Here is a 20,230-nt window from a genome sequence, read left to right as displayed (position 1 = left end):
CTTGGGTCAGACGCTTAGAACGTCTGGCCGAGGGAGAATTGGAACACTTGAGTATCAGCGTCATCCGGCTTCTTGACCGGCATGGCCAGCGCGAAGCTCAGAGGACCCAGTGCGGTGACCCAGGTCACGCCAACACCCACGGAACTGGCCATGTTGCTCAGGCTGATGTCGTTACACTTGGTGTTCGACGTCGAGCCATTCGCATTGGTAGTGTCCTTGCACTGCGAGTCAAATACGTTACCCACATCCCAGAATACCGAAGTGCGCAGGGAACGCTGGTCTTTTACGAATGGCAGCGGGAACAGAACCTCGACACCACCCTGGATCAGGACGTTACCACCGAACGGCAGTGGATCCTGGTCCGGGTCAGCCAGCGTGCCCGGGTTGGTACCACGGCTCGGCGTACTGCGCGGGCCGAGGGTACTGTCCTTGAAGCCACGAACCGAGTTGAAACCACCAGCATAGTAGTTTTCATAGAACGGCAAGCCGTCGGTCGAACCGTAACCGTCGCCATAACCCAATTCGGTGTGCAGACGCAGGGTGTAGTTCTCGCTGATCGGCTGGAACAGCTGACCGCGGTAATCAAGTTTGTAGAACGACAGGTCACTGCCAGGAATGGTGGATTCCAGAGTCAGGCTCTGGGAACGGCCACGGGTCGGCAACACGCCTTTGTTCAGGGTCGATTCGGACCAGCCGGCCGACGCCTTGAAGTTCAGGTACTTGTCGCCTTCCTTGTTAACGAAGTCGAAAATTTCGTCAACGGTATAGGTACCGGTCTTGATCGTGTCTTGTTGAGCGGACAGGCCGAAGGTCAGACGCGAAGTTTCGCTGATCGGGTAACCAACGTTCACGCCGGCACCCAGGCTGTCTACCGCATAGCTTGCTACGTCGACGTCGAGGTCTTTGTAGTCAGTGGTGCGATAGAACGCGTTGTAACCCAGGCTGACGCCATCGGCGGTCCAGTACGGGTCAACGTAGCCGAAGTTGTAGCGGCTCTGGTATTCGCTTCGGGTCAGGCCAACGCTGACGCGGTTACCGGTACCGAGGAAGTTGTTCTGGGTGATCGAACCACCAAGGATGAGACCGGCACTCTGGGCGAAACCGACGCTGGCGGTAATCGAACCGGAAGCCTGTTCTTCGACGGCGTAGTTCACGTCAACCTGATCGTCGACACCCGGAACAGCCGGGGTTTCAACGTTGACTTCTTTAAAGAAGCCCAGACGCTCAAGACGGGTTTTAGACTGGTCGATCAGGTAAGTCGAAGCCCAGCCGCCTTCCATCTGACGCATTTCACGACGCAGCACTTCGTCTTCGGACTTGGTGTTGCCACGGAAGTTGATGCGGTTGACGTAGGCACGCTTGCCCGGATCAACAGCGAACAGGATGTCTACAGTGTGATCATCATCGTGTGGCTGAGGTACGCCGTTGACGTTGGCGAAGGTGTAACCCTCATTACCCAGACGACGGGTGATCAGCTCGGATGTGGTAGTCATCAGCTTGCGCGAGAACACCTGCCCCTTCTGCACCAACAGCAGGGACTTGACCTGATCTTCAGGGACTTTCAGATCACCACTGAGCTTGACGTCACGAACGGTGTACTTCTCGCCCTCAGTGACGTTGACAGTGATGTAGACGTGCTTCTTGTCCGGGGTGATGGACACCTGGGTCGAAGCGATATCCATGTTGATATAGCCACGGTCCAGGTAGTAGGAACGCAGACGCTCCAGGTCACCGGACAGTTTTTCACGGGCGTACTTGTCATCGTTCTTGAAGAACGACAGCCAGTTGGTGGTTTTCAACTCGAACAGGTCGGTCAGGTCTTCCTCGGGGAAAACCGTGTTGCCTACCACGTTGATGTGCTGAATGGCCGCAACGGTGCCTTCGTTGATCTTCACCTTCAGGCCCACGCGGTTACGCGGCTGCGATACCACTTCGGTATCAACGGTAGCCGAGTAGCGACCTTGCGCGACGTACTGACGTTGCAGTTCGTTACGCACTCCCTCAAGGGTGGCACGCTGGAAGATCTCGCCTTCGGCCAGACCGGACTGTTTGAGACCTTTCATCAAGTCTTCAGTGGAGATCGCCTTGTTGCCTTCGATCTCGATACTGGCGACCGACGGGCGTTCAACGACCGTGATTACCAGAACGTTGCCTTCGCGGCCCAGCTGGATATCTTGAAAGAAACCGGTTTTGAACAACGCACGAGTGGATTCCACCAGGCGACGATCATCCGCCTGCTCACCGACGTTCAACGGCAAGGCACCAAAGACGCTACCCGCGGAGACCCGCTGGAGGCCATTGACGCGAATATCAGAGATAGTGAAGGACTCGGCGTGAACTTCGGCGATCATCAATACGGTGAGAACCGCAGTTAGCAGCAGACGTTTCATGAAGTCCTTTCTTATTCCAACTGGCAATAAACAAACTGCCGCAAAATGCGGCAGATTCGCAATTCAGCGAAGCGTTACAGACGACCCAGATCGTTGACCAGAGCAAGCAACATCACCCCGACCACCAAACTGATACCGATCTGTATCCCCCAACCTTGCACCCGATCCGACAAGGGGCGACCACGCGCCCACTCGATCAGATAAAACAACAAATGCCCCCCATCCAGTACAGGAATGGGCAGCAAATTCAGAACGCCCAGGCTAATACTCAGATAAGCAAGGAAATTCAGGAAATCAGCGACGCCCGACTGGGCAGAAGCGCCCGCCACTTTAGCAATGGTTATCGGTCCACTCAAGTTTTTTACCGAGAGCTCGCCGAACAGCATTTTCTTCAGTGAATCGAGCGTCAGAATGCTCATGGTCCAAGTGCGACGGGCACCCTCGCCAATTGCAGCCAACGGCCCGTAACTGACCTCGCGGATCATCTCCGGTGGCCAGTCGACAGCTTTTACGCCCGCCCCCAGATATCCGCTGGGCGATTTGCTTTCACCGCGCGCTGCAAGGGTCACAGGGACGTCGATTTGAGCATTGTCGCGCTCGATACGCAGCATGATTTTGGTATCAGGGCGCGTACGCACCGTATCAACCACTTGCTGCCAGTCATTGAGCACCTGACCGTCGAGCGCCAACAGACGATCGCCGGTCTTCAGGCCGGCCGCCTGGGCCGGACCTTTCGGATCAAGTTCGGCGAGTACCGGCGGCAAGGCCGGGCGCCACGGGCGAATCCCCAGGGAGCGGATCGGATCCGGCTCATCTGCGCCTTTGAGCCAGTTATCCAGCTTCAGCTCACGCGGCGAATCGACAGTCGTGCCCTGTTCGCGCACCAGCAACTGCAGGGAACCGCTTTCACCAAGGCGCCGGACCAATTGCAGATTGACGGCAGCCCAACCGGTAGTCGGCTCACCATCGACAGCAACAATTTCCTGACCAGCGTTCAAACCGGCACTGGCGGCGATACTGCCGGATTCAACTGCACCAATGACCGGGCGAATCTGCTCGCTGCCGAGCATGGCCAATACCCAAAAGAACACCAACGCCAACAGGAAGTTGGCAATCGGGCCGGCGGCAACAATGGCGATACGCTGACGCACGGATTTGCGGTTGAATGACTGGTCAAGCTGATCGACTGGCACTTCGCCTTCGCGCTCATCGAGCATCTTGACGTAGCCACCCAACGGTATCGCCGCGATTACAAATTCGGTGCCTTGCTTGTCATGCCAGCGCAGCAACGGCATGCCGAAGCCTACGGAAAAGCGCAGAACCTTGACGCCACAGCGACGCGCGACCCAGAAATGGCCGAATTCGTGAAAGGTGACCAGCACACCCAAGGCGATCAGGGTGCCGGCAATCATATAGAGCGCGCTCATCTACTTTCTCCGCAATCCTGTTCAGTGCCGCGTGTAGCCATTGTGTTGCAAATTTTATCGAGCGTGACGCTTCAACCATTGCTCAGCCAGGACTCGCGCCTTGGCATCAGCCGTAAACACGGCCTCGAGATCTGCCAATGCAACAACCGGCTCGAGGCTCAAGACTTCCTCGATGATACTCGCGATTTCCAGGTAACGGACCCGTCCGTCGAGAAACGCCGCCACCGCCACTTCATTGGCCGCATTGAGCATCGCCGGAGCGCTGTCGCCAGCCTCGGCAGCTTGCCGCGCCAGACGCAGGCAAGGGAAGCGTTCTTCATCCGGCGCCTCGAAATCCAGACGCGCGACGGCGAACAGATCCAGTGGTGCTACACCGGAATCAATGCGCTCCGGCCAGGCCAGGGCATTGGCAATCGGCGTACGCATATCGGGATTGCCCAACTGCGCCAGTACCGAACCGTCGACATAATCGACCAGCGAGTGAATCACGCTCTGCGGGTGAATCACCACCTCGACCTGCGAAGGCTTTGCATCGAACAACCAACAAGCCTCGATCAGCTCAAGACCTTTATTCATCATGCTGGCCGAATCGACCGAAATCTTGCGCCCCATGGACCAGTTCGGGTGCGCACACGCCTGATCAGGTGAAACATGCGCCAATTCACTCATGGGCGTCTGTCGGAACGGACCACCAGAGGCTGTGAGTAAAATCCGACGGACACCGACCGAGCTCAATCCACGAGCAAAATCCGGTGGCATGCACTGGAAAATCGCGTTGTGTTCGCTGTCGATCGGCAGCAGCACTGAACCGCTCTTGCGCACCGCTTGCATGAACAAGGCGCCGGACATCACCAGCGCCTCTTTATTGGCCAGAAGAATCTTCTTGCCTGCTTCAACGGCCGCCAAGGTCGGACGCAGCCCTGCTGCACCCACGATTGCTGCCATCACCGCATCGACTTCCGGAGCAGCAGCAACCTGACACAGGCCCTCTTCCCCTACCAATACGCGGGTCGGCAAACCGGCGGCACGCAAATCGTCCTGCAAACTGCGCGCGGCAGCTGCCTCGGGCACCACAGCGAATTGCGGCACGTGGCGCACGCACAAGGCGAAAAGCTCGCTCAAACGCGTGAAACCACTCAACGCGAAAACCTGATAACGCTCAGGATGACGGGCAATGACATCAAGCGTGCTCAGGCCGATCGAGCCCGTCGCACCCAAAACGGTAATCTGTTGTGGGCGACTCACGGTGCAGCCATCCAGAGCAGCACGGCGAATACCGGAATGGCCGCGGTCAGACTGTCGATACGATCAAGCACGCCGCCATGACCGGGCAGCAGATTACTGCTGTCCTTGATACCGGACTGACGCTTGAACATGCTTTCGGTCAGATCGCCAACCACGGAGATGAAGACGATCAGCGCAGCGCCAATCAAGCCTTTAAGCAACTCGGCGACGGTCCAGTCGCGGACAAACGCGACAATGGCGGTAATCAGCAGACTCAGCACCAGACCACCGTACACGCCTTCCCAGCTTTTCCCCGGACTGACTTGCGGGGCGAGCTTGCGCTTGCCGAATTTGCGCCCGGAGAAGTAAGCACCAATATCGGCACCCCAGACCAAGACCATCACCGCCATGATCAGCCAGTTACCCAGCGGGTACTGCTTGATCTGCACCAGACCTTGCCAGGCCGGCAACAGAATCAGCAAGCCAATGACCAGTTTGGTGGCAGCCGTGGACCAATGCTCGCTGGAACGCGGATATGTCAGCACCAGATAAGTCGCCACCGCCCACCAGAGCACCGAAGCCCCCAGCACCCAAGGTGCCAGGCCCGGCAGCACATACATGACGAACAACATCAATGCGACGACCGCGGCATACCCGACGCGGAACGATTGAGCGGTAAAGCCCGCCAGACGCGCCCATTCCCAGGCGCCCAGACTCACGACCAGACCGATGAACAGGGCAAAACCCGAACCTTCGAGCAGGAAAAAACCGCACAAGGCGATCGGCAGCAGGATCAGCGCAGTGATGATTCGTTGTTTAAGCATTAAACCCGGGCTCCAGCTTCGACCTGTTCGCTCGTTTTACCGAAGCGACGCTGGCGCGAAGCGAAATCGGCCAGCGCATTACGCATGGCATCGTGTTTGAAGTCCGGCCAGAACAGGTCGGAGAAGTACAACTCGGCGTAAGCCAGTTGCCACAGCAAGAAGTTGCTGATGCGGTGTTCGCCACCGGTACGGATGCACAGGTCCGGCAATGGCAGATCGCCGGTCGCCAGACAGGTTTGCAACAGATCCGGGGTGATGTCTTCCGGGCGCAGGTGCCCGGCCTGGACTTCACGCGCCAGACGCTGGGCAGCCTGTGCAATATCCCACTGACCGCCATAATTGGCGGCGATCTGCAGGATGAAACGGTTGGCACCGGCCGTCATCGCTTCAGCTTCACGCATTGCTGCCTGAAGCTCCGGATGAAAGCGTGAACGATCGCCGATGATGCGCAGGCTGATGTTGTTGTCGTTGAGGCGCTTGGCCTCACGACGCAATGCCTTGAAGAACAGATCCATCAAGGCACTGACTTCATCGGCCGGGCGCTGCCAGTTTTCACTGGAAAACGCGAACAGGGTGAGCACCTCGACCTTGGCCTCGGCGCACACCTCGATGACGGCCCGCACAGCATCCACGCCCGCTTTATGCCCGGCGACACCCGGCATAAAGCGTTTTTTCGCCCAGCGATTGTTGCCATCCATGATGATCGCGACATGGCGCGGCACCGCGGACGGCGCAGTCTGCTTGGTCTTGTCCATTAAAAGCTCGAACCTTATACGGCCATCAGATCCGCTTCTTTTTGCTTGGTAGCCGCGTCGATATCAGCTTCAGCCTTGTCGGTGATTTTCTGAATATCGGCAGCAGCACGACGCTCTTCGTCTTCGCTGATTTCTTTGTCTTTGACCAGCTTCTTCAGCTCACCCAAGGCATCACGACGAATGTTGCGCACGGCAACTCGCGCGTCTTCGGCAGCACTGCGCGCCTGCTTGGTGAAGCCCTTGCGGGTTTCTTCAGTCAGGGCCGGCATGGAGATCAGCAACAACTCGCCCAGGTTGGTCGGGTTGAGGTTCAGGCCAGCGCTCTGGATTGCCTTGTCGACTGCGGCGAGCATGTTGCGCTCGAACGCAACGACTTGCAGGGTACGCGAGTCCTTAACGGTGATGTTCGCCACTTGAGTGATGGAGGTGTCTGCGCCGTAGTACGGCACCATCACGCTACCCAGAATGCTTGGGTGAGCCTTGCCGGTACGAATCTGACCAAAGGCGTGGGTCAGAGAGTCCAGGGATTTCTGCATGCGCTCTTGAGCGTCTTTTTTGATTTCGTTGATCATTGTTGACCTTCCTCGATCAGGGTGCCTTCAGCGCCGCCATGGACGATGTTCAGCAGGGCACCGGGCTTGTTCATGTTGAATACGCGCAGCGGCATCTTGTGGTCGCGGCACAGGCAAATAGCGGTCAGATCCATCACGCCCAGCTTGCGATCCAGCACTTCATCATAAGTCAGATGATCGAACTTCTCGGCATGCGGGTCTTTGAACGGGTCTGCGGTATAGACGCCATCAACCTTGGTCGCTTTCAGCACGACGTCGGCATCGATTTCGATTGCGCGCAGGCAGGCGGCGGAATCCGTGGTGAAGAACGGATTACCGGTACCGGCTGCGAAGATCACGACGTCTTTGGAGTTCAGGTGACGCATGGCTTTGCGGCGATCATAGTGATCGGTCACGCCCACCATGGAAATGGCCGACATCACGATGGCCGAGATATTGGCACGTTCCAGCGCATCGCGCATGGCCAGGGCGTTCATCACAGTGGCCAGCATGCCCATGTGGTCGCCTGTGACCCGATCCATACCGGCTTTGCTCAACGCTTCGCCACGGAACAGGTTGCCACCACCGATCACCAGACCGACCTGCACGCCGATGCCGACCAGTTGGCCGACTTCCAGCGCCATCCGATCCAGCACTTTTGGATCGATCCCGAACTCTTCCGAGCCCATCAGGGCCTCGCCGCTAAGCTTGAGTAGAATGCGTTTATAGCGAGCCTGATAACCACTGCCCTGCTGAGCCATTGCGAATCTCTCCTGCGGCGTATTTAAAAATTCTTTGCGAGCTGTTTACAGCTGGCGTTCACTCTAGCTTGGCGCTGCTTCAGCGCCATCGGAACATGGCTTTGTAAGTCAGTTCCAAGTGGAAACCAATTAAAAATTGGCAACCCCATCTGAAAAGAGGCTGCGCGCGTAAGCGGGCAGCCTCTTTCGGGCGACAGTTGAAAAACCGTCTTATTGCTTGGCGGCAGCCAGCTGGGCAGCAACTTCTTCAGCGAAGTTGTCGACCGGCTTCTCGATGCCTTCGCCTACTTTGTAGTAAGTGAAGGAAACGATTTCTGCGCCGCCTTTCTTGGCCAGCTCGCCAACCTTGATTTCAGGGTTCTTGACGAACGCCTGCTCAACCAGGCTTGCTTCTGCCAGGAACTTGCTGATACGGCCTTTGACCATGTTCTCAACAATGTTTTCTGGCTTGCCTTTGATCTTCTCTTCGTTCAGCTGCAGGAACACAGCTTTTTCACGCTCGATCGCTTCAGCCGAAACTTGCGAAGGCAGCAGGAACTCAGGGTTGCTGGCAGCAACGTGCATCGCGATGTCTTTGGCCAGCTCGACGTCACCGCCTTTCAGAGCCACAACAACACCGATCTTGTTGCCGTGCAGGTACGAACCTACAACGTCGCCTTCGATACGGGTCAGACGACGGATGTTGACGTTCTCGCCTACTTTGGCAACCAGTGCTTCACGAGCAGCTTCTTGCGAAGCGATCAGCGGAGCAGCGTCGGTCAGCTTGTCAGCGAAGGCTTTTTCAACGCTGGCAGCAACGAAGTTTTTGAAGTCGTCTTGCAGGGCCAGGAAGTCGGTCTGCGAGTTCACTTCCAGGATAACGGCAGCTTTACCGTCGTCCTTGATTGCGATTGCGCCTTCAGCGGCAACGTTGCCAGCCTTTTTCGCAGCCTTGATCGCGCCCGAAGCACGCATGTCATCAATGGCTTTTTCGATGTCGCCGTCAGCCTTTTCCAGGGCTTTCTTGCAGTCCATCATGCCTTCGCCGGTACGCTCGCGCAGTTCTTTAACCAACGCTGCAGTAATTGCTGCCATTTTCAAATTCCTCTTGGATAGGTTTTCAACCATTCCACCCGATCGAACGGGCGTTCAATTCGTCCCGAGCCCCACCTTGTAGCTGCTGCACGTTACAGGAGCTGTAGCTGCGCCGCCGACAAATGGTTTTCGAGGTGGCAAAAAGGGGGCCAAGCCCCCTTTTTGCTTACTGAGTCAACGCCAGGGCGTTAATTACTCAGCTGCAGCCTGAGTTTCTTCAGCTGCGAATTCTACAGTGCCGCCAGCAACATTGTTGCGACCACGGATCACCGCGTCAGCCATCGAACCCATGTACAGCTGGATAGCGCGGATTGCGTCATCGTTGCCTGGGATGATGTAGTCAACGCCTTCCGGGCTGCTGTTGGTGTCGACAACGCCGATTACCGGGATGCCCAGCTTGTTGGCTTCGGTGATCGCGATGCGCTCGTGGTCAACGTCGATCACGAACAGTGCGTCTGGCAGACCGCCCATGTCCTTGATGCCGCCCAGCGAACGATCCAGCTTTTCCAAGTCACGGGAGCGCATCAGCGCTTCTTTCTTGGTCAGCTTGGCGAAAGTACCGTCTTCGGCTTGAACTTCAAGGTCACGCAGACGCTTGATGGAAGCACGAATGGTTTTGAAGTTGGTCAGCATGCCGCCCAACCAGCGGTGATCGACGTACGGCGAACCGCAACGTGCTGCTTCTTCAGCAACGATCTTGCCAGCGGAACGCTTGGTGCCGACGAACAGAATCTTGTTTTTGCCCTGGGCCAGACGCTCTACGAAAGTCAGAGCTTCGTTGAACATTGGCAGGGTTTTTTCAAGGTTGATGATGTGAATCTTGTTACGCGCGCCGAAAATGTACTTACCCATTTTCGGATTCCAGTAACGGGTTTGGTGACCGAAGTGCACACCGGCCTTCAGCATATCGCGCATGTTGACTTGGGACATGATAGTTCCTTAATAAGTCGGGTTTGGCCTCCACGTATCCCAATGACCAACCAGTGGCATAAAGCCAAAAGCACCCAGGTCATCGTGTCGACACGTGTGTGGATTTAAGCTTTTCGGGGTATCCCCGGAAAGCGGCGCATTTTATACCACAGGGTGCGCAGAAACGGAACCCGGAATCTGTATTCGCACCAAGGACATGGGCGCAGCCCCCTTGGAATCGGCCCCGAACGCACCATTGTATAGAGAGAAGCGATGCACGCGGGCGCTGAATTGCGCCGTGCGTCTGTTAGAATCGCGTTTTTCAGGGTCGCCAATCGAACACTCGCCACCCTATTCGTATCAGCAAGCGCCGCCGAGCGCAGAGAGAGCCTGTATGACCGTCAACCTCAAAACTCCCGAGGACATCGCTGGCATGCGCGTCGCCGGCAAACTGGCCGCCGATGTGCTGGAAATGATTGCCGAACATGTCAAACCGGGCGTCACCACCGATGAGCTGAACCAGATCTGCCACGACTACATCGTCAACGTGCAGCAAGCCATCCCTGCCCCGCTCAACTACAAGGGCTACCCGAAGTCGATCTGCACCTCGATCAACCATGTGGTCTGCCATGGCATCCCGAACGACAAGCCGCTGAAAAACGGTGACACCCTGAATATCGACGTCACCGTGATCAAGGACGGTTACCACGGCGACACCAGCCGCATGTTCCACGTCGGCGAAGTGCCGGTCTGGGCCGAGCGTCTGTCGCAGATCACCCAGGAATGCATGTACAAGGCGATCGAGATCGTCAAACCCGGCTGCCGCCTCGGCGACATCGGCGAAGTGATCCAGAAGCACGCCGAGAAGAACGGCTTCTCCGTGGTTCGCGAGTTCTGCGGTCACGGCATCGGCAAGGTCTTCCACGAAGAGCCGCAGATCCTCCACTACGGCCGCGCGGGCACCGGCATGGAACTGAAGGCCGGCATGACCTTCACCATCGAGCCGATGATCAACCAAGGCAAGGCCGACACCAAAGTACTGGGCGACGGCTGGACCGCGATCACCAAGGATCGCAAGCTCTCGGCACAGTGGGAACACACCCTGCTGGTCACCGACACCGGCTACGAGATCTTCACCCTGCGCGCCGATGACACCATCCCGCGCGTCTCGGCCTGATCCACACAACGCTCCCAGCCTTATAGAAGGAAAGCCAATCGATGCCGCAGGTGGATCCCGAACTCTTCGACCGCGGCCAGTTCCAGGCTGAACTGGCCCTGAAAGCGAGTCCTATCGCGGCGTTCAAGAAGGCGATCCGCCAGGCTCGCGAGGTGCTCGACACGCGTTTTCGCAATGGCCGCGACATCCGCCGCCTGATCGAAGACCGCGCCTGGTTCGTCGACAACATCCTGCAAAAGGCCTGGGAGCAGTTCAACTGGAGCGAAGACGCCGACATCGCGCTGGTCGCGGTCGGCGGCTACGGTCGCGGTGAGCTGCACCCTTATTCCGATATCGATCTGCTGATCCTGCTGGACAGCGCCGACCACGAAGTTTTCCGCGACTCCATCGAGCGTTTTCTGACGCTGCTGTGGGACATCGGCCTGGAAGTCGGTCAGAGCGTACGCTCGGTCGATGAATGCGCCGAAGAGGCCCGTGCTGACCTGACCGTCGTCACCAACCTGATGGAGAGCCGCACCATCTGCGGTCCCGAGCGTCTGCGTCAGCGCATGCTCGATGTCACCAGCACCGCGCACATGTGGCCGGCCAAAGAGTTCTTCCTGGCCAAACGCGCCGAGCAAAAAGCCCGTCACCACAAATACAACGACACCGAATACAACCTGGAACCCAACGTCAAAGGCTCGCCCGGTGGCCTGCGGGATATCCAGACGATTCTGTGGGTGGCCCGGCGTCAATACGGCACCCTGAACCTGCGCGCCCTCGCCGGCGAAGGCTTCCTGGTCGAAAGCGAAAACGCCCTGCTCGCCTCCTCTCAGGAATTCCTCTGGAAAGTGCGCTACGCCCTGCACATGCTGGCGGGCCGCTCAGAAGACCGCTTGCTGTTCGATCATCAGCGCACCATCGCCGGATTGCTCGGCTTTGAAGGCGACGACGCCAAACAGGCCGTCGAAAACTTCATGCAGCAATATTTCCGTGTGGTGATGAGCATTGCCCAGCTCAGCGACCTGATCATCCAGCACTTCGAGGAAGTCATTCTCGCGCCGGAAGACGAAGCTGCGCCGCAGCCGATCAACTCACGCTTCCAGTTGCACGACGGTTATATCGAGGCACGCAACGACAACGTGTTCCGCCGCACGCCATTCGCCATGCTCGAGATCTTCGTGCTGATGGCCCAGCAGCCGGAAATCAAAGGTGTGCGCGCCGATACCATTCGTCTGCTGCGGGAAAACCGTCACCTGATCGACGACAACTTCCGCAACGATATCCGTAACACCAGCCTGTTCATCGAGCTGTTCAAGTGCAAGATCGGCATCCACCGCAACCTGCGCCGGATGAACCGTTACGGCATTCTCGGGCGTTATCTGCCAGAGTTCGGTTTTATCGTCGGGCAGATGCAGCACGACCTGTTCCACATCTATACGGTCGATGCGCACACGCTTAACCTGATCAAGCACCTGCGCAAATTGCAGTACACCCAGGTCTCGGAGAAATTTCCGCTGGCCGCCAAACTCATGGCCAAACTGCCTAAGCCCGAACTGATCTACATGGCGGGCCTGTACCACGACATCGGTAAAGGCCGGCATGGCGATCACTCGGAGATCGGCGCAGTCGATGCCGAGGCGTTCTGCCAGCGTCATCAGTTGCCGGTGTGGGATAGCCGTCTGATTGTCTGGCTGGTGCAGAACCATCTGGTGATGTCGACCACCGCGCAGCGCAAGGACTTGTCCGACCCGCAAGTGATTCACGACTTTGCCCTGGCCGTTGGCGATGAAACCCGCCTCGACTATCTCTACGTGCTGACCGTGGCCGACATCAACGCGACCAACCCGACACTGTGGAACTCGTGGCGCGCCAGCCTGTTGCGCCAGCTCTACACCGAGACCAAGCGCGCCTTGCGCCGTGGCCTGGAAAACCCGGTGGACCGCGAAGAGCAGATCCGCCAGACCCAAAGCGCCGCGCTGGATATTCTGGTGCGTGGTGGCACCGACCCGGACGACGTCGAGCAGTTGTGGGCGCAATTGGGCGATGACTATTTCCTGCGCCACACCGCCGGCGACGTGGCCTGGCACAGCGATGCGATCCTGCAGCAACCGGTCGATGGCGGGCCGCTCGTACTGATCAAGGAAACCACCCAGCGCGAGTTCGAGGGTGGCACGCAGATCTTCATTTATGCACCGGACCAGCATGATTTTTTCGCCGTGACCGTGGCGGCGATGGATCAGCTCAACCTGAACATTCACGACGCCCGGGTCATCACCTCGAGCAGCCAGTTCACCCTCGACACCTACATTGTGCTCGACAACGAAGGCGAATCCATCGGCGACAACCCGGCACGGGTCAAGCAGATCCGCGAAGGCCTGACCGAAGCCCTGCGCAACCCGGACGATTACCCGACGATCATCCAGCGCCGCGTGCCGCGTCAGCTCAAGCATTTCGCCTTTGCGCCGCAGGTCACCATCCACAACGATGCGCAGCGTCCGGTGACCGTGCTGGAATTGACCGCCCCTGATCGCCCGGGCCTGCTGGCACGGATCGGCGGGATTTTCCTCGAGTTCGACCTGTCGCTGCAGAACGCCAAGATTGCGACCCTCGGCGAGCGCGTGGAGGACGTCTTCTTCATCACCGACGCCCACAACCAGCCCTTGTCCGACCCGTTGCTGTGCAGCCGTTTGCAGGATGCGATCGTTGAGCAACTGAGCGTCAATCAGGAACCCGATATCAAACTGTCGCGCCTCAGTATTTGATGGCGCCCCGGATTCAAATGGCTTTGCACGAGACCCAGCCCCAATGAACAACGCTCTGAACCAGCTCCAGCCGTACCCGTTCGAAAAGCTCCGCGCCCTGCTCGGCACCGTGACCCCGAACCCGGACAAACGCCCGATCGCCCTGTCGATCGGCGAGCCGAAACATCGCTCGCCAAGCTTTGTCGCCGAAGCGCTGGCCAACAGTCTGGATCAGATGGCCGTCTACCCGACCACCCTCGGTATCCCCGCCCTGCGCGAAGCCATCGCCGGCTGGTGCGAGCGTCGTTTCGGCGTACCAAGCGGCTGGATCGATCCGGCGCGCAACGTGTTGCCGGTCAATGGCACCCGTGAAGCGCTGTTCGCGTTCACCCAGACCGTGGTCAACCGTGGCGATGATGCGTTGGTGGTCAGCCCGAACCCGTTCTACCAGATCTACGAAGGCGCCGCGTTCCTCGCCGGGGCCAAGCCGCATTACTTGCCGTGCCTGGACGAGAACGGCTTCAACCCGGATTTCGATGCCGTTTCGCCGGACATCTGGAAACGTTGCCAGATCCTGTTCCTCTGCTCGCCGGGCAACCCGACCGGCGCGCTGATCCCGGTCGACACCCTGAAAAAACTGATCGCCCTGGCCGACGAATACGACTTCGTGATCGCCGCCGACGAGTGCTACAGCGAGTTGTACTTCGACGAACAAACCCCTCCGCCAGGCCTGCTGACGGCTTGTGTCGAACTGGGTCGCAAGGACTTCAAGCGTTGCGTGGTATTCCACAGCCTCTCCAAGCGTTCCAACCTGCCGGGCCTGCGCTCTGGCTTTGTTGCCGGCGATGCCGACATCCTCAAAGGCTTCCTGCTGTATCGCACCTACCACGGCTGCGCGATGCCGGTACAAACGCAATTGGCCAGCGTTGCCGCGTGGAATGACGAAGTGCATGTGCGCGCCAACCGTGCGCTGTACCGCGAGAAATTCGATGCGGTGCTGGAGATCCTCAGCCCGGTAATGGACGTGCAGCGTCCGGATGGCAGCTTCTATCTGTGGCCGAACGTGCAAGGTGATGACGCCGCATTCTGCCGCGACCTGTTTGAGCAAGAGCACGTGACCGTGGTGCCGGGTTCGTATCTGTCCCGTGATGTCGATGGCGTCAACCCGGGCGCAGGCCGTGTACGCATGGCGCTGGTTGCCCCCCTGGCCGAATGCGTCGAAGCCGCCGAACGGATTCGCGCCTTCATCACTCGCCAGCAGTAATCATCAAGAGTCCGCACCAGCCATCTGGTGCGGACTCTTGCTGGGTTATTTGACCTTCCCCAGATTGGCCTCACTCAAATCCAGATCGGCCAACACTTCTCTGAGGACGTCATCACCTATCTGGTGATGACGACTGAGGCTATAGAGTTCCAGACGCTGTGCCCTGAGCGCTTTCAGGCGCATGCGCCGCTCGAGTAAATCCATCTGAAACGCGAGGGCCTGCGCTTCGGCGGAATCGTTGAAGACATCCAGTTGATGACGATATTCGGACATGATCCGCGCCTTCAACTCGGCGGACAAAGCGGCCTGAGCAGCGTCCTGCGGAGTGGTTTCCTCTGTCTCGAGCGCATGAATCGCCGCTTCCGCGGTTTTGCGCCAGGCATCGCGCACTTCCTGGCGCCGCTTGTCGTCCGGGCTTTTTTCGATGCCGCGCAACAGCAGAGGCAGCGCGATGCATGCCGAAATCAGCGACAGCAGAATCACCCCGGCGGCGATGAAGATCAGCAGATCACGCTCGGGAAACGCGTCCGTCCCCATCAACATCGGCACCGACATCACGCCGGCCAGCGTTACTGCACCGCGCACACCGCCGACAGTCAGCAGCCAGCAGGAGCGCGCGGTCGGGACTTGCGTCAGCTCGCCCTTGCCGCGCAAGCGTCGCAACAGCACCGATAGACGCCAGATGCTCTGCACCCAGACAAACCGCAACAACACCAGCGCAAGAAAAATCGCCACGACATCGAGGCAGCGATAGAACAACGTCGGCCACAACGTCGGCTCGTGATTGACCACGGCTTTGATGATGTCCGGCAACTGCAGGCCGAGCAGGAGGAAAATCAAACCGTTGAAAGCGAACTCCAGCAGCGACCAGACGCTGCGATTGAGCAAGCGGGTGCTGGTCTGCCGAGGCAACAGATCAAGCCAGCTCTGCATCATCCCCGCCGCCACGGCCGAGAGAATGCCCGAGACGCCAAGACGCTCGGCCAACACATAAGCCGCGAACGGCAGCAACAACATGAACACCACGTGCGTCGCCGGATCATCCCAGCCACAGGCAATCATCCACGCCCGCAAGCGCCCGACCAGCCAGCTCAAGGCCACACCGACCGCCAACCCGCCGAGCGCCACCAGGACGAAAGTCAGGCTGGCATTGGTCAGCGAGAACACGCCTGTGATGGCCGCCACCAGGGCGAACTTGAACGTCACCAGACCGGAGGCATCGTTCATCAGCGCCTCGCCCTGCAATATATGCATCAACGGGGTCGGCAAGCGGTTTTGTGAAATGGCCGACACCGCCACAGCGTCCGTCGGCGACAACACTGCCGCCAGGGCGAAGGCCACCGGCAGCGGAATTGACGGCAACAGCCAATGAATGAAGTAGCCGGCGCCGACCACGGTAAACAGTACCAGCCCGACGGCCAGTGTCAGAATCGGCCCGCGCAGTTGCCAGAACTCACGCTTGGGCATGCGCCAGCCATCGGAAAACAACAAGGGCGGCAGGAACAGAAACAGGAATAATTCGGGATCGAGGGCCACGTGCAGACCCAGGGTCGGCCAGGCGAGCAAGGCGCCGGCGGCGATCTGCACCAATGGCAGCGGCAACGGGATGACCCGTCCGACCAGCCGCGAGACGCTGACCAGCATCAGCAGGATCAGGACGGTGTAAGCAGTTTGCATATAGCGGAAATCTCAGACAATCGACAGCGTTGAACTGCCATATTAGCCGCTTAGGATGCGTCTGACCGTTGCACCTATGTCGCAGCCTGGAACAACGCCCATTGTGGGAGCGAGCCTGCTCGCGAATGCGGTCGTTCATCGAACAGAGATATTGACTGACAGGGCCTCTTCGCGAGCAAGCTCGCTCCCACAGGGTTTTGCATTACCAAATCGACCTGAGGCGCCGCGAACCGGTTCGGTCATGGCATAATCCGACACCATTTTTCTCCAGCACCTGTAAAGGGGGCGATTCCTTGACCGTTTCAAGTAAAACGTTGCACCTTTTCGGCATCAAAGCCTGCGACACCATGAAGAAGGCGCGCACCTGGCTCGATGAACACGCTGTCAGCTACGACTTTCACGATTACAAAACCGCCGGCATCGACCGTGAACACCTGACCCAATGGTGTGACGAACACGGCTGGCAAACGGTGTTGAACCGCGCAGGCACGACCTTTCGCAAACTCGACGACGAACGCAAAGCCGATCTCGACCAGTCGAAAGCCATCGAACTGATGCTCGCTCAACCCTCGATGATCAAGCGCCCGGTGCTCGATCTCGGTGACCGAACCCTGATTGGCTTCAAGCCAGACATCTACGCGGCCGCACTCAAATAAGCAGCCCGTCACTTATTGCTAGAGGTATTCACATGTCCAATTCCCTGTTCAGCATCGCCTTTGGTGTCGGCACTCAGAACCGTCAAGGCGCCTGGCTGGAAGTGTTCTACGCCCAGCCACTGCTCAATCCGTCGGCCGAACTGGTCGCTGCCGTTGCGCCGATCCTCGGTTACACCGAAGGCAATCAGGCCATCACCTTCACCACCGCACAGGCTGCGCAACTGGCTGAAGCCGTGAAAGGCATCGACGCCGTACAAGGCAAGCTGCTGACCCGTCTGGCCGAGAGCCACAAGCCGCTGGTCGCCACCCTGCTGGCCGAAGACGCGCAACTGACCTCGACACCTGAGGCTTACCTCAAGCTGCATCTGCTGTCGCACCGTCTGGTCAAGCCGCACGGCGTGAGCCTGGCCGGGATCTTCCCGCTGCTGCCAAACGTCGCGTGGACCAGCCAAGGCGCCATCGACCTGAGCGAACTGGCGGAAATGCAACTGGAGGCCCGTCTGCGTGGCGAGCTGCTGGAAGTGTTCTCGGTAGACAAGTTCCCGAAAATGACCGACTACGTGGTACCGGCTGGCGTGCGCATCGCCGACGCCGCGCGTCTGCGTCTGGGTGCTTACGTGGGCGAAGGCACCACCGTGATGCACGAAGGCTTCATCAACTTCAACGCCGGCACCGAAGGCCCGGGCATGATCGAAGGCCGCGTTTCCGCTGGCGTATTCGTTGGCAAGGGCTCGGACCTGGGCGGCGGCTGCTCGACCATGGGCACCCTGTCGGGCGGCGGCAACATCGTGATCAAGGTCGGCGAAGGCTGCCTGATCGGCGCCAACGCCGGTATCGGTATCCCGTTGGGCGACCGCAACACCGTTGAGTCGGGCCTGTACGTGACGGCCGGCACCAAGGTTGCCCTGCTGGACGAACACAACAATCTGGTTAAAGTTGTGAAAGCGCGTGAGCTGGCCGGTCAGACTGACCTGCTGTTCCGTCGCAATTCGGAAACCGGTGCTGTGGAGTGCAAAACCCACAAATCGGCGATCGAACTGAACGAAGCGCTGCACGCTCACAACTAAGCAGCACATTGATAACCTGCGGGAGCGAGCTTGCTCGCGAAGCTTTTGGCGTCCTCAAGGACGCCTTCGCGAGCAAGCTCGCTCCCACAGGGTCAGGCGTATACACATGATGATTCCCTCCCCGTGGCGTGCCGATTTTCCGGCCATCGCCGCGCTGCAACGGCAAGACCAGACCTATCTGGACAACGCCGCCACCACGCAAAAACCCCAAGCCCTGCTCGACGCACTGACGCATTACTACGCCAACGGCGCGGCCAATGTGCATCGTGCGCAACACCTGCCCGGCGCTCATGCCACGCAGGCGTTCGAGGACAGTCGACTGAAGGTTGCCCAGTGGCTGAATGCCGGTGACAGTGGGCAAATCATCTTTACCCACGGCGCCACCAGTGCGCTGAACCTCCTGGCGTATGGCCTGGAACCTCTTTTCCACCCGGGCGATGAAATTGTCATCAGCGCCCTGGAGCATCACGCCAACCTGCTGCCGTGGCAGCAACTGGCCCAACGGCGAAGTCTCAAACTGGTGATCCTGCCGCTGGATGCCGACGGTCTGATCGACCTTGCTGCCGCTGTGCACCTGATCGGCCCGCGCACGCGCTTGCTGGCGGTCAGTCAGTTGTCCAACGTGCTCGGTTCGTGGCAGCCATTGCCGGCGTTGCTGGGCATGGCCAAGGCGCACAACGCGCTGACCGTGGTCGATGGCGCGCAAGGCGTGGTGCATGGTCGGCATGACGTGCAGGCGCTGGGTTGCGACTTCTACGTGTTTTCCAGCCACAAGCTGTACGGCCCCGATGGCCTCGGCGTGCTGTTCGGACGCAACGCTGCGCTTGAACAACTGAAGCCCTGGCAGTTCGGCGGTGAGATGGTGCTGGAAGCCAACTATCACGACGCGCGTTTCCGCCCGGCGCCGCTGGGCTTCGAGGCGGGCACGCCGCCGATTGCCAGTGTGATCGGCCTTGGCGCGACGCTGGATTATCTGGCCGGTCTGGATCAGGACGCGGTGTCCGCCCACGAGGCTGCGCTGCATGACTATCTGCTGCGTGGCCTCGCCGCCCGTAACGGCATTCGTTTGCTCGGCAAGCCGCAATTGGCGCTGGCGAGTTTTGTTGTCGAGGGTGTGCATAACGCCGATCTCGCGCATCTTTTGACCGAGCAAGGGATCGCGGTGCGCGCCGGGCATCACTGCGCGATGCCGCTGCTGAAAAGCTTCGAACTGGCTGGGGCGATTCGGGTGTCGCTGGCGCTGTACAACGATTCCGAGGATCTGGAACGCTTCTTTGAAGCGCTGGATCAGGCGCTGGAGTTGTTGCGATGAGTTTGCCGGTCGAGGCCGCCGAGGCGCTGCAGACTTTTCAGAATGCTGCGGGCTGGGAACAACGGGCGCGGTTGTTGATGCAGTTTGGTGACCGTTTGCCGTCACTAAGTGACGCCGACAAGTGCGAGGCTAACCGGGTGCATGGCTGTGAGAGTCAGGTCTGGCTGGTTGGTGAACTGCACGACGGTCACTGGCAATTCAGCGCCAGCAGCGATGCGCGGATGATTCGTGGGTTGGTGGCGTTGTTGCTGTTGCGGGTTAACGGTTTGTCGGCCGCTGAATTGCAGCAGGTTGACTTACCAGACTGGTTCAATCAGCTAGGGCTTTCGCGACAACTATCGCCATCGCGCAGTAATGGCCTCAATGCTGTGCTCCAGCGGATGAATGATCTGGCGCGCTAACTGATCGTTCCCATGCTCTGCGTGGGAATGCCTCATCG

17 protein-coding genes are annotated in these 20,230 nt (G+C 58.9%); 7 read left to right on the top strand and 10 right to left on the bottom strand.

Features of this window, described 5'->3' with window-relative positions:
• Window positions 1-14 precede the first annotated feature (14 nt).
• From bamA to rpsB, 9 genes are all read right to left on the bottom strand, one after another.
• Entirely contained in the window at window positions 15-2,390 is a 2,376-nt protein-coding gene (gene bamA / locus AB4O01_RS26160; RefSeq protein ID WP_093436583.1) for an outer membrane protein assembly factor BamA, read from the bottom strand.
• A 74-nt stretch (window positions 2,391-2,464) separates the two neighbouring features.
• Window positions 2,465-3,817, bottom strand: a complete 1,353-nt coding sequence (gene rseP / locus AB4O01_RS26155) for a sigma E protease regulator RseP (RefSeq protein WP_095050401.1) — start codon at window positions 3,815-3,817, stop codon at window positions 2,465-2,467.
• Between the two features lie 54 nt (window positions 3,818-3,871).
• Window positions 3,872-5,062: a 1-deoxy-D-xylulose-5-phosphate reductoisomerase gene (ispC, locus tag AB4O01_RS26150; protein WP_093436589.1), complete on the bottom strand. Its 1,191-nt coding sequence runs from the start codon at window positions 5,060-5,062 to the stop codon at window positions 3,872-3,874.
• Window positions 5,059-5,865 carry a phosphatidate cytidylyltransferase gene (locus AB4O01_RS26145; protein WP_093436592.1) on the bottom strand — a complete coding sequence of 269 codons (807 nt, stop codon included), beginning with the start codon at window positions 5,863-5,865 and terminating at the stop codon, window positions 5,059-5,061. The genes ispC and AB4O01_RS26145 overlap by 4 nt, the downstream gene beginning before the upstream one ends.
• Window positions 5,865-6,620, bottom strand: a complete 756-nt coding sequence (gene uppS, locus AB4O01_RS26140) for a polyprenyl diphosphate synthase (RefSeq protein ID WP_007908854.1) — start codon at window positions 6,618-6,620, stop codon at window positions 5,865-5,867. The genes AB4O01_RS26145 and uppS overlap by 1 nt, the downstream gene beginning before the upstream one ends.
• A 14-nt stretch (window positions 6,621-6,634) precedes the next feature.
• The gene (frr, locus tag AB4O01_RS26135) at window positions 6,635-7,192 is read right to left on the bottom strand and encodes a ribosome recycling factor (RefSeq protein WP_034156333.1); all 558 of its coding nucleotides are present in this window, start codon (window positions 7,190-7,192) and stop codon (window positions 6,635-6,637) included.
• Entirely contained in the window at window positions 7,189-7,932 is a 744-nt protein-coding gene (gene pyrH, locus AB4O01_RS26130) for a UMP kinase (RefSeq protein WP_003222124.1), read from the bottom strand. Before pyrH ends, frr begins: the two co-directional genes overlap by 4 nt.
• Before the next feature lie 210 nt (window positions 7,933-8,142).
• On the bottom strand, window positions 8,143-9,006 hold the full coding sequence (tsf, locus tag AB4O01_RS26125; protein ID WP_093436595.1) for a translation elongation factor Ts: 864 nt from the start codon (window positions 9,004-9,006) through the stop codon (window positions 8,143-8,145).
• A gap of 192 nt (window positions 9,007-9,198) precedes the next feature.
• Window positions 9,199-9,936: a 30S ribosomal protein S2 gene (gene rpsB / locus AB4O01_RS26120; RefSeq protein WP_003222119.1), complete on the bottom strand. Its 738-nt coding sequence runs from the start codon at window positions 9,934-9,936 to the stop codon at window positions 9,199-9,201.
• Between the two features lie 373 nt (window positions 9,937-10,309).
• Between rpsB and map the strand changes: the two genes are divergently transcribed.
• Genes map through dapC form a run of 3 tightly spaced genes read left to right on the top strand, consistent with a single transcriptional unit; the run spans window position 10,310 to window position 15,079 of the window.
• Window positions 10,310-11,092, top strand: a complete 783-nt coding sequence (gene map / locus AB4O01_RS26115) for a type I methionyl aminopeptidase (protein ID WP_007908857.1) — start codon at window positions 10,310-10,312, stop codon at window positions 11,090-11,092.
• A gap of 41 nt (window positions 11,093-11,133) precedes the next feature.
• Window positions 11,134-13,836 (top strand): [protein-PII] uridylyltransferase, encoded by a 2,703-nt coding sequence (locus AB4O01_RS26110; protein ID WP_093436598.1) that lies wholly within the window; start codon window positions 11,134-11,136, stop codon window positions 13,834-13,836.
• A gap of 43 nt (window positions 13,837-13,879) precedes the next feature.
• Entirely contained in the window at window positions 13,880-15,079 is a 1,200-nt protein-coding gene (gene dapC, locus AB4O01_RS26105) for a succinyldiaminopimelate transaminase (protein WP_093436601.1), read from the top strand.
• A gap of 45 nt (window positions 15,080-15,124) precedes the next feature.
• Here the strand turns inward: dapC and AB4O01_RS26100 are convergent, their stop codons facing one another.
• Complete coding sequence (locus AB4O01_RS26100; RefSeq protein ID WP_460089997.1) at window positions 15,125-16,756, bottom strand: Na+/H+ antiporter; 1,632 nt, start codon at window positions 16,754-16,756, stop codon at window positions 15,125-15,127.
• 347 nt (window positions 16,757-17,103) lie between these two features.
• Between AB4O01_RS26100 and AB4O01_RS26095 the strand changes: the two genes are divergently transcribed.
• The 4 genes from AB4O01_RS26095 (at window position 17,104) to AB4O01_RS26080 (ending at window position 20,192) form a co-directional block, all read left to right on the top strand.
• Window positions 17,104-17,412, top strand: a complete 309-nt coding sequence (locus tag AB4O01_RS26095) for an arsenate reductase (RefSeq protein ID WP_042607053.1) — start codon at window positions 17,104-17,106, stop codon at window positions 17,410-17,412.
• Window positions 17,413-17,444: 32 nt separating this feature from the next.
• Window positions 17,445-18,479, top strand: coding sequence for a 2,3,4,5-tetrahydropyridine-2,6-dicarboxylate N-succinyltransferase (dapD, locus tag AB4O01_RS26090; RefSeq protein WP_003222105.1), 1,035 nt, complete (start codon window positions 17,445-17,447; stop codon window positions 18,477-18,479).
• Window positions 18,480-18,585: 106 nt separating this feature from the next.
• On the top strand, window positions 18,586-19,791 hold the full coding sequence (locus AB4O01_RS26085) for an aminotransferase class V-fold PLP-dependent enzyme (RefSeq protein WP_460089996.1): 1,206 nt from the start codon (window positions 18,586-18,588) through the stop codon (window positions 19,789-19,791).
• Window positions 19,788-20,192 carry a SufE family protein gene (locus AB4O01_RS26080; RefSeq protein WP_460089995.1) on the top strand — a complete coding sequence of 135 codons (405 nt, stop codon included), beginning with the start codon at window positions 19,788-19,790 and terminating at the stop codon, window positions 20,190-20,192. Before AB4O01_RS26085 ends, AB4O01_RS26080 begins: the two co-directional genes overlap by 4 nt.
• Window positions 20,193-20,230 lie beyond the last annotated feature (38 nt).

This window comes from Pseudomonas sp. S2_E02, assembly GCF_054668355.1.
This window is presented reverse-complemented; position numbering and strand designations above follow the sequence as displayed.

Coding starts and splice junctions, on each gene's coding strand:
- bamA (WP_093436583.1), bottom strand. CDS start 2,390: ATGAAACGTCTGCTGCTAACTGCGGTTCTCACCGTATTGATGATCGCC.
- rseP (WP_095050401.1), bottom strand. CDS start 3,817: ATGAGCGCGCTCTATATGATTGCCGGCACCCTGATCGCCTTGGGTGTG.
- AB4O01_RS26145 (WP_093436592.1), bottom strand. CDS start 5,865: ATGCTTAAACAACGAATCATCACTGCGCTGATCCTGCTGCCGATCGCC.
- uppS (WP_007908854.1), bottom strand. CDS start 6,620: ATGGACAAGACCAAGCAGACTGCGCCGTCCGCGGTGCCGCGCCATGTC.
- frr (WP_034156333.1), bottom strand. CDS start 7,192: ATGATCAACGAAATCAAAAAAGACGCTCAAGAGCGCATGCAGAAATCC.
- pyrH (WP_003222124.1), bottom strand. CDS start 7,932: ATGGCTCAGCAGGGCAGTGGTTATCAGGCTCGCTATAAACGCATTCTA.
- tsf (WP_093436595.1), bottom strand. CDS start 9,006: ATGGCAGCAATTACTGCAGCGTTGGTTAAAGAACTGCGCGAGCGTACC.
- rpsB (WP_003222119.1), bottom strand. CDS start 9,936: ATGTCCCAAGTCAACATGCGCGATATGCTGAAGGCCGGTGTGCACTTC.
- map (WP_007908857.1), top strand. CDS start 10,310: ATGACCGTCAACCTCAAAACTCCCGAGGACATCGCTGGCATGCGCGTC.
- AB4O01_RS26110 (WP_093436598.1), top strand. CDS start 11,134: ATGCCGCAGGTGGATCCCGAACTCTTCGACCGCGGCCAGTTCCAGGCT.
- dapC (WP_093436601.1), top strand. CDS start 13,880: ATGAACAACGCTCTGAACCAGCTCCAGCCGTACCCGTTCGAAAAGCTC.
- AB4O01_RS26100 (WP_460089997.1), bottom strand. CDS start 16,756: ATGCAAACTGCTTACACCGTCCTGATCCTGCTGATGCTGGTCAGCGTC.
- AB4O01_RS26095 (WP_042607053.1), top strand. CDS start 17,104: ATGAAGAAGGCGCGCACCTGGCTCGATGAACACGCTGTCAGCTACGAC.
- dapD (WP_003222105.1), top strand. CDS start 17,445: ATGTCCAATTCCCTGTTCAGCATCGCCTTTGGTGTCGGCACTCAGAAC.
- AB4O01_RS26085 (WP_460089996.1), top strand. CDS start 18,586: ATGATGATTCCCTCCCCGTGGCGTGCCGATTTTCCGGCCATCGCCGCG.
- AB4O01_RS26080 (WP_460089995.1), top strand. CDS start 19,788: ATGAGTTTGCCGGTCGAGGCCGCCGAGGCGCTGCAGACTTTTCAGAAT.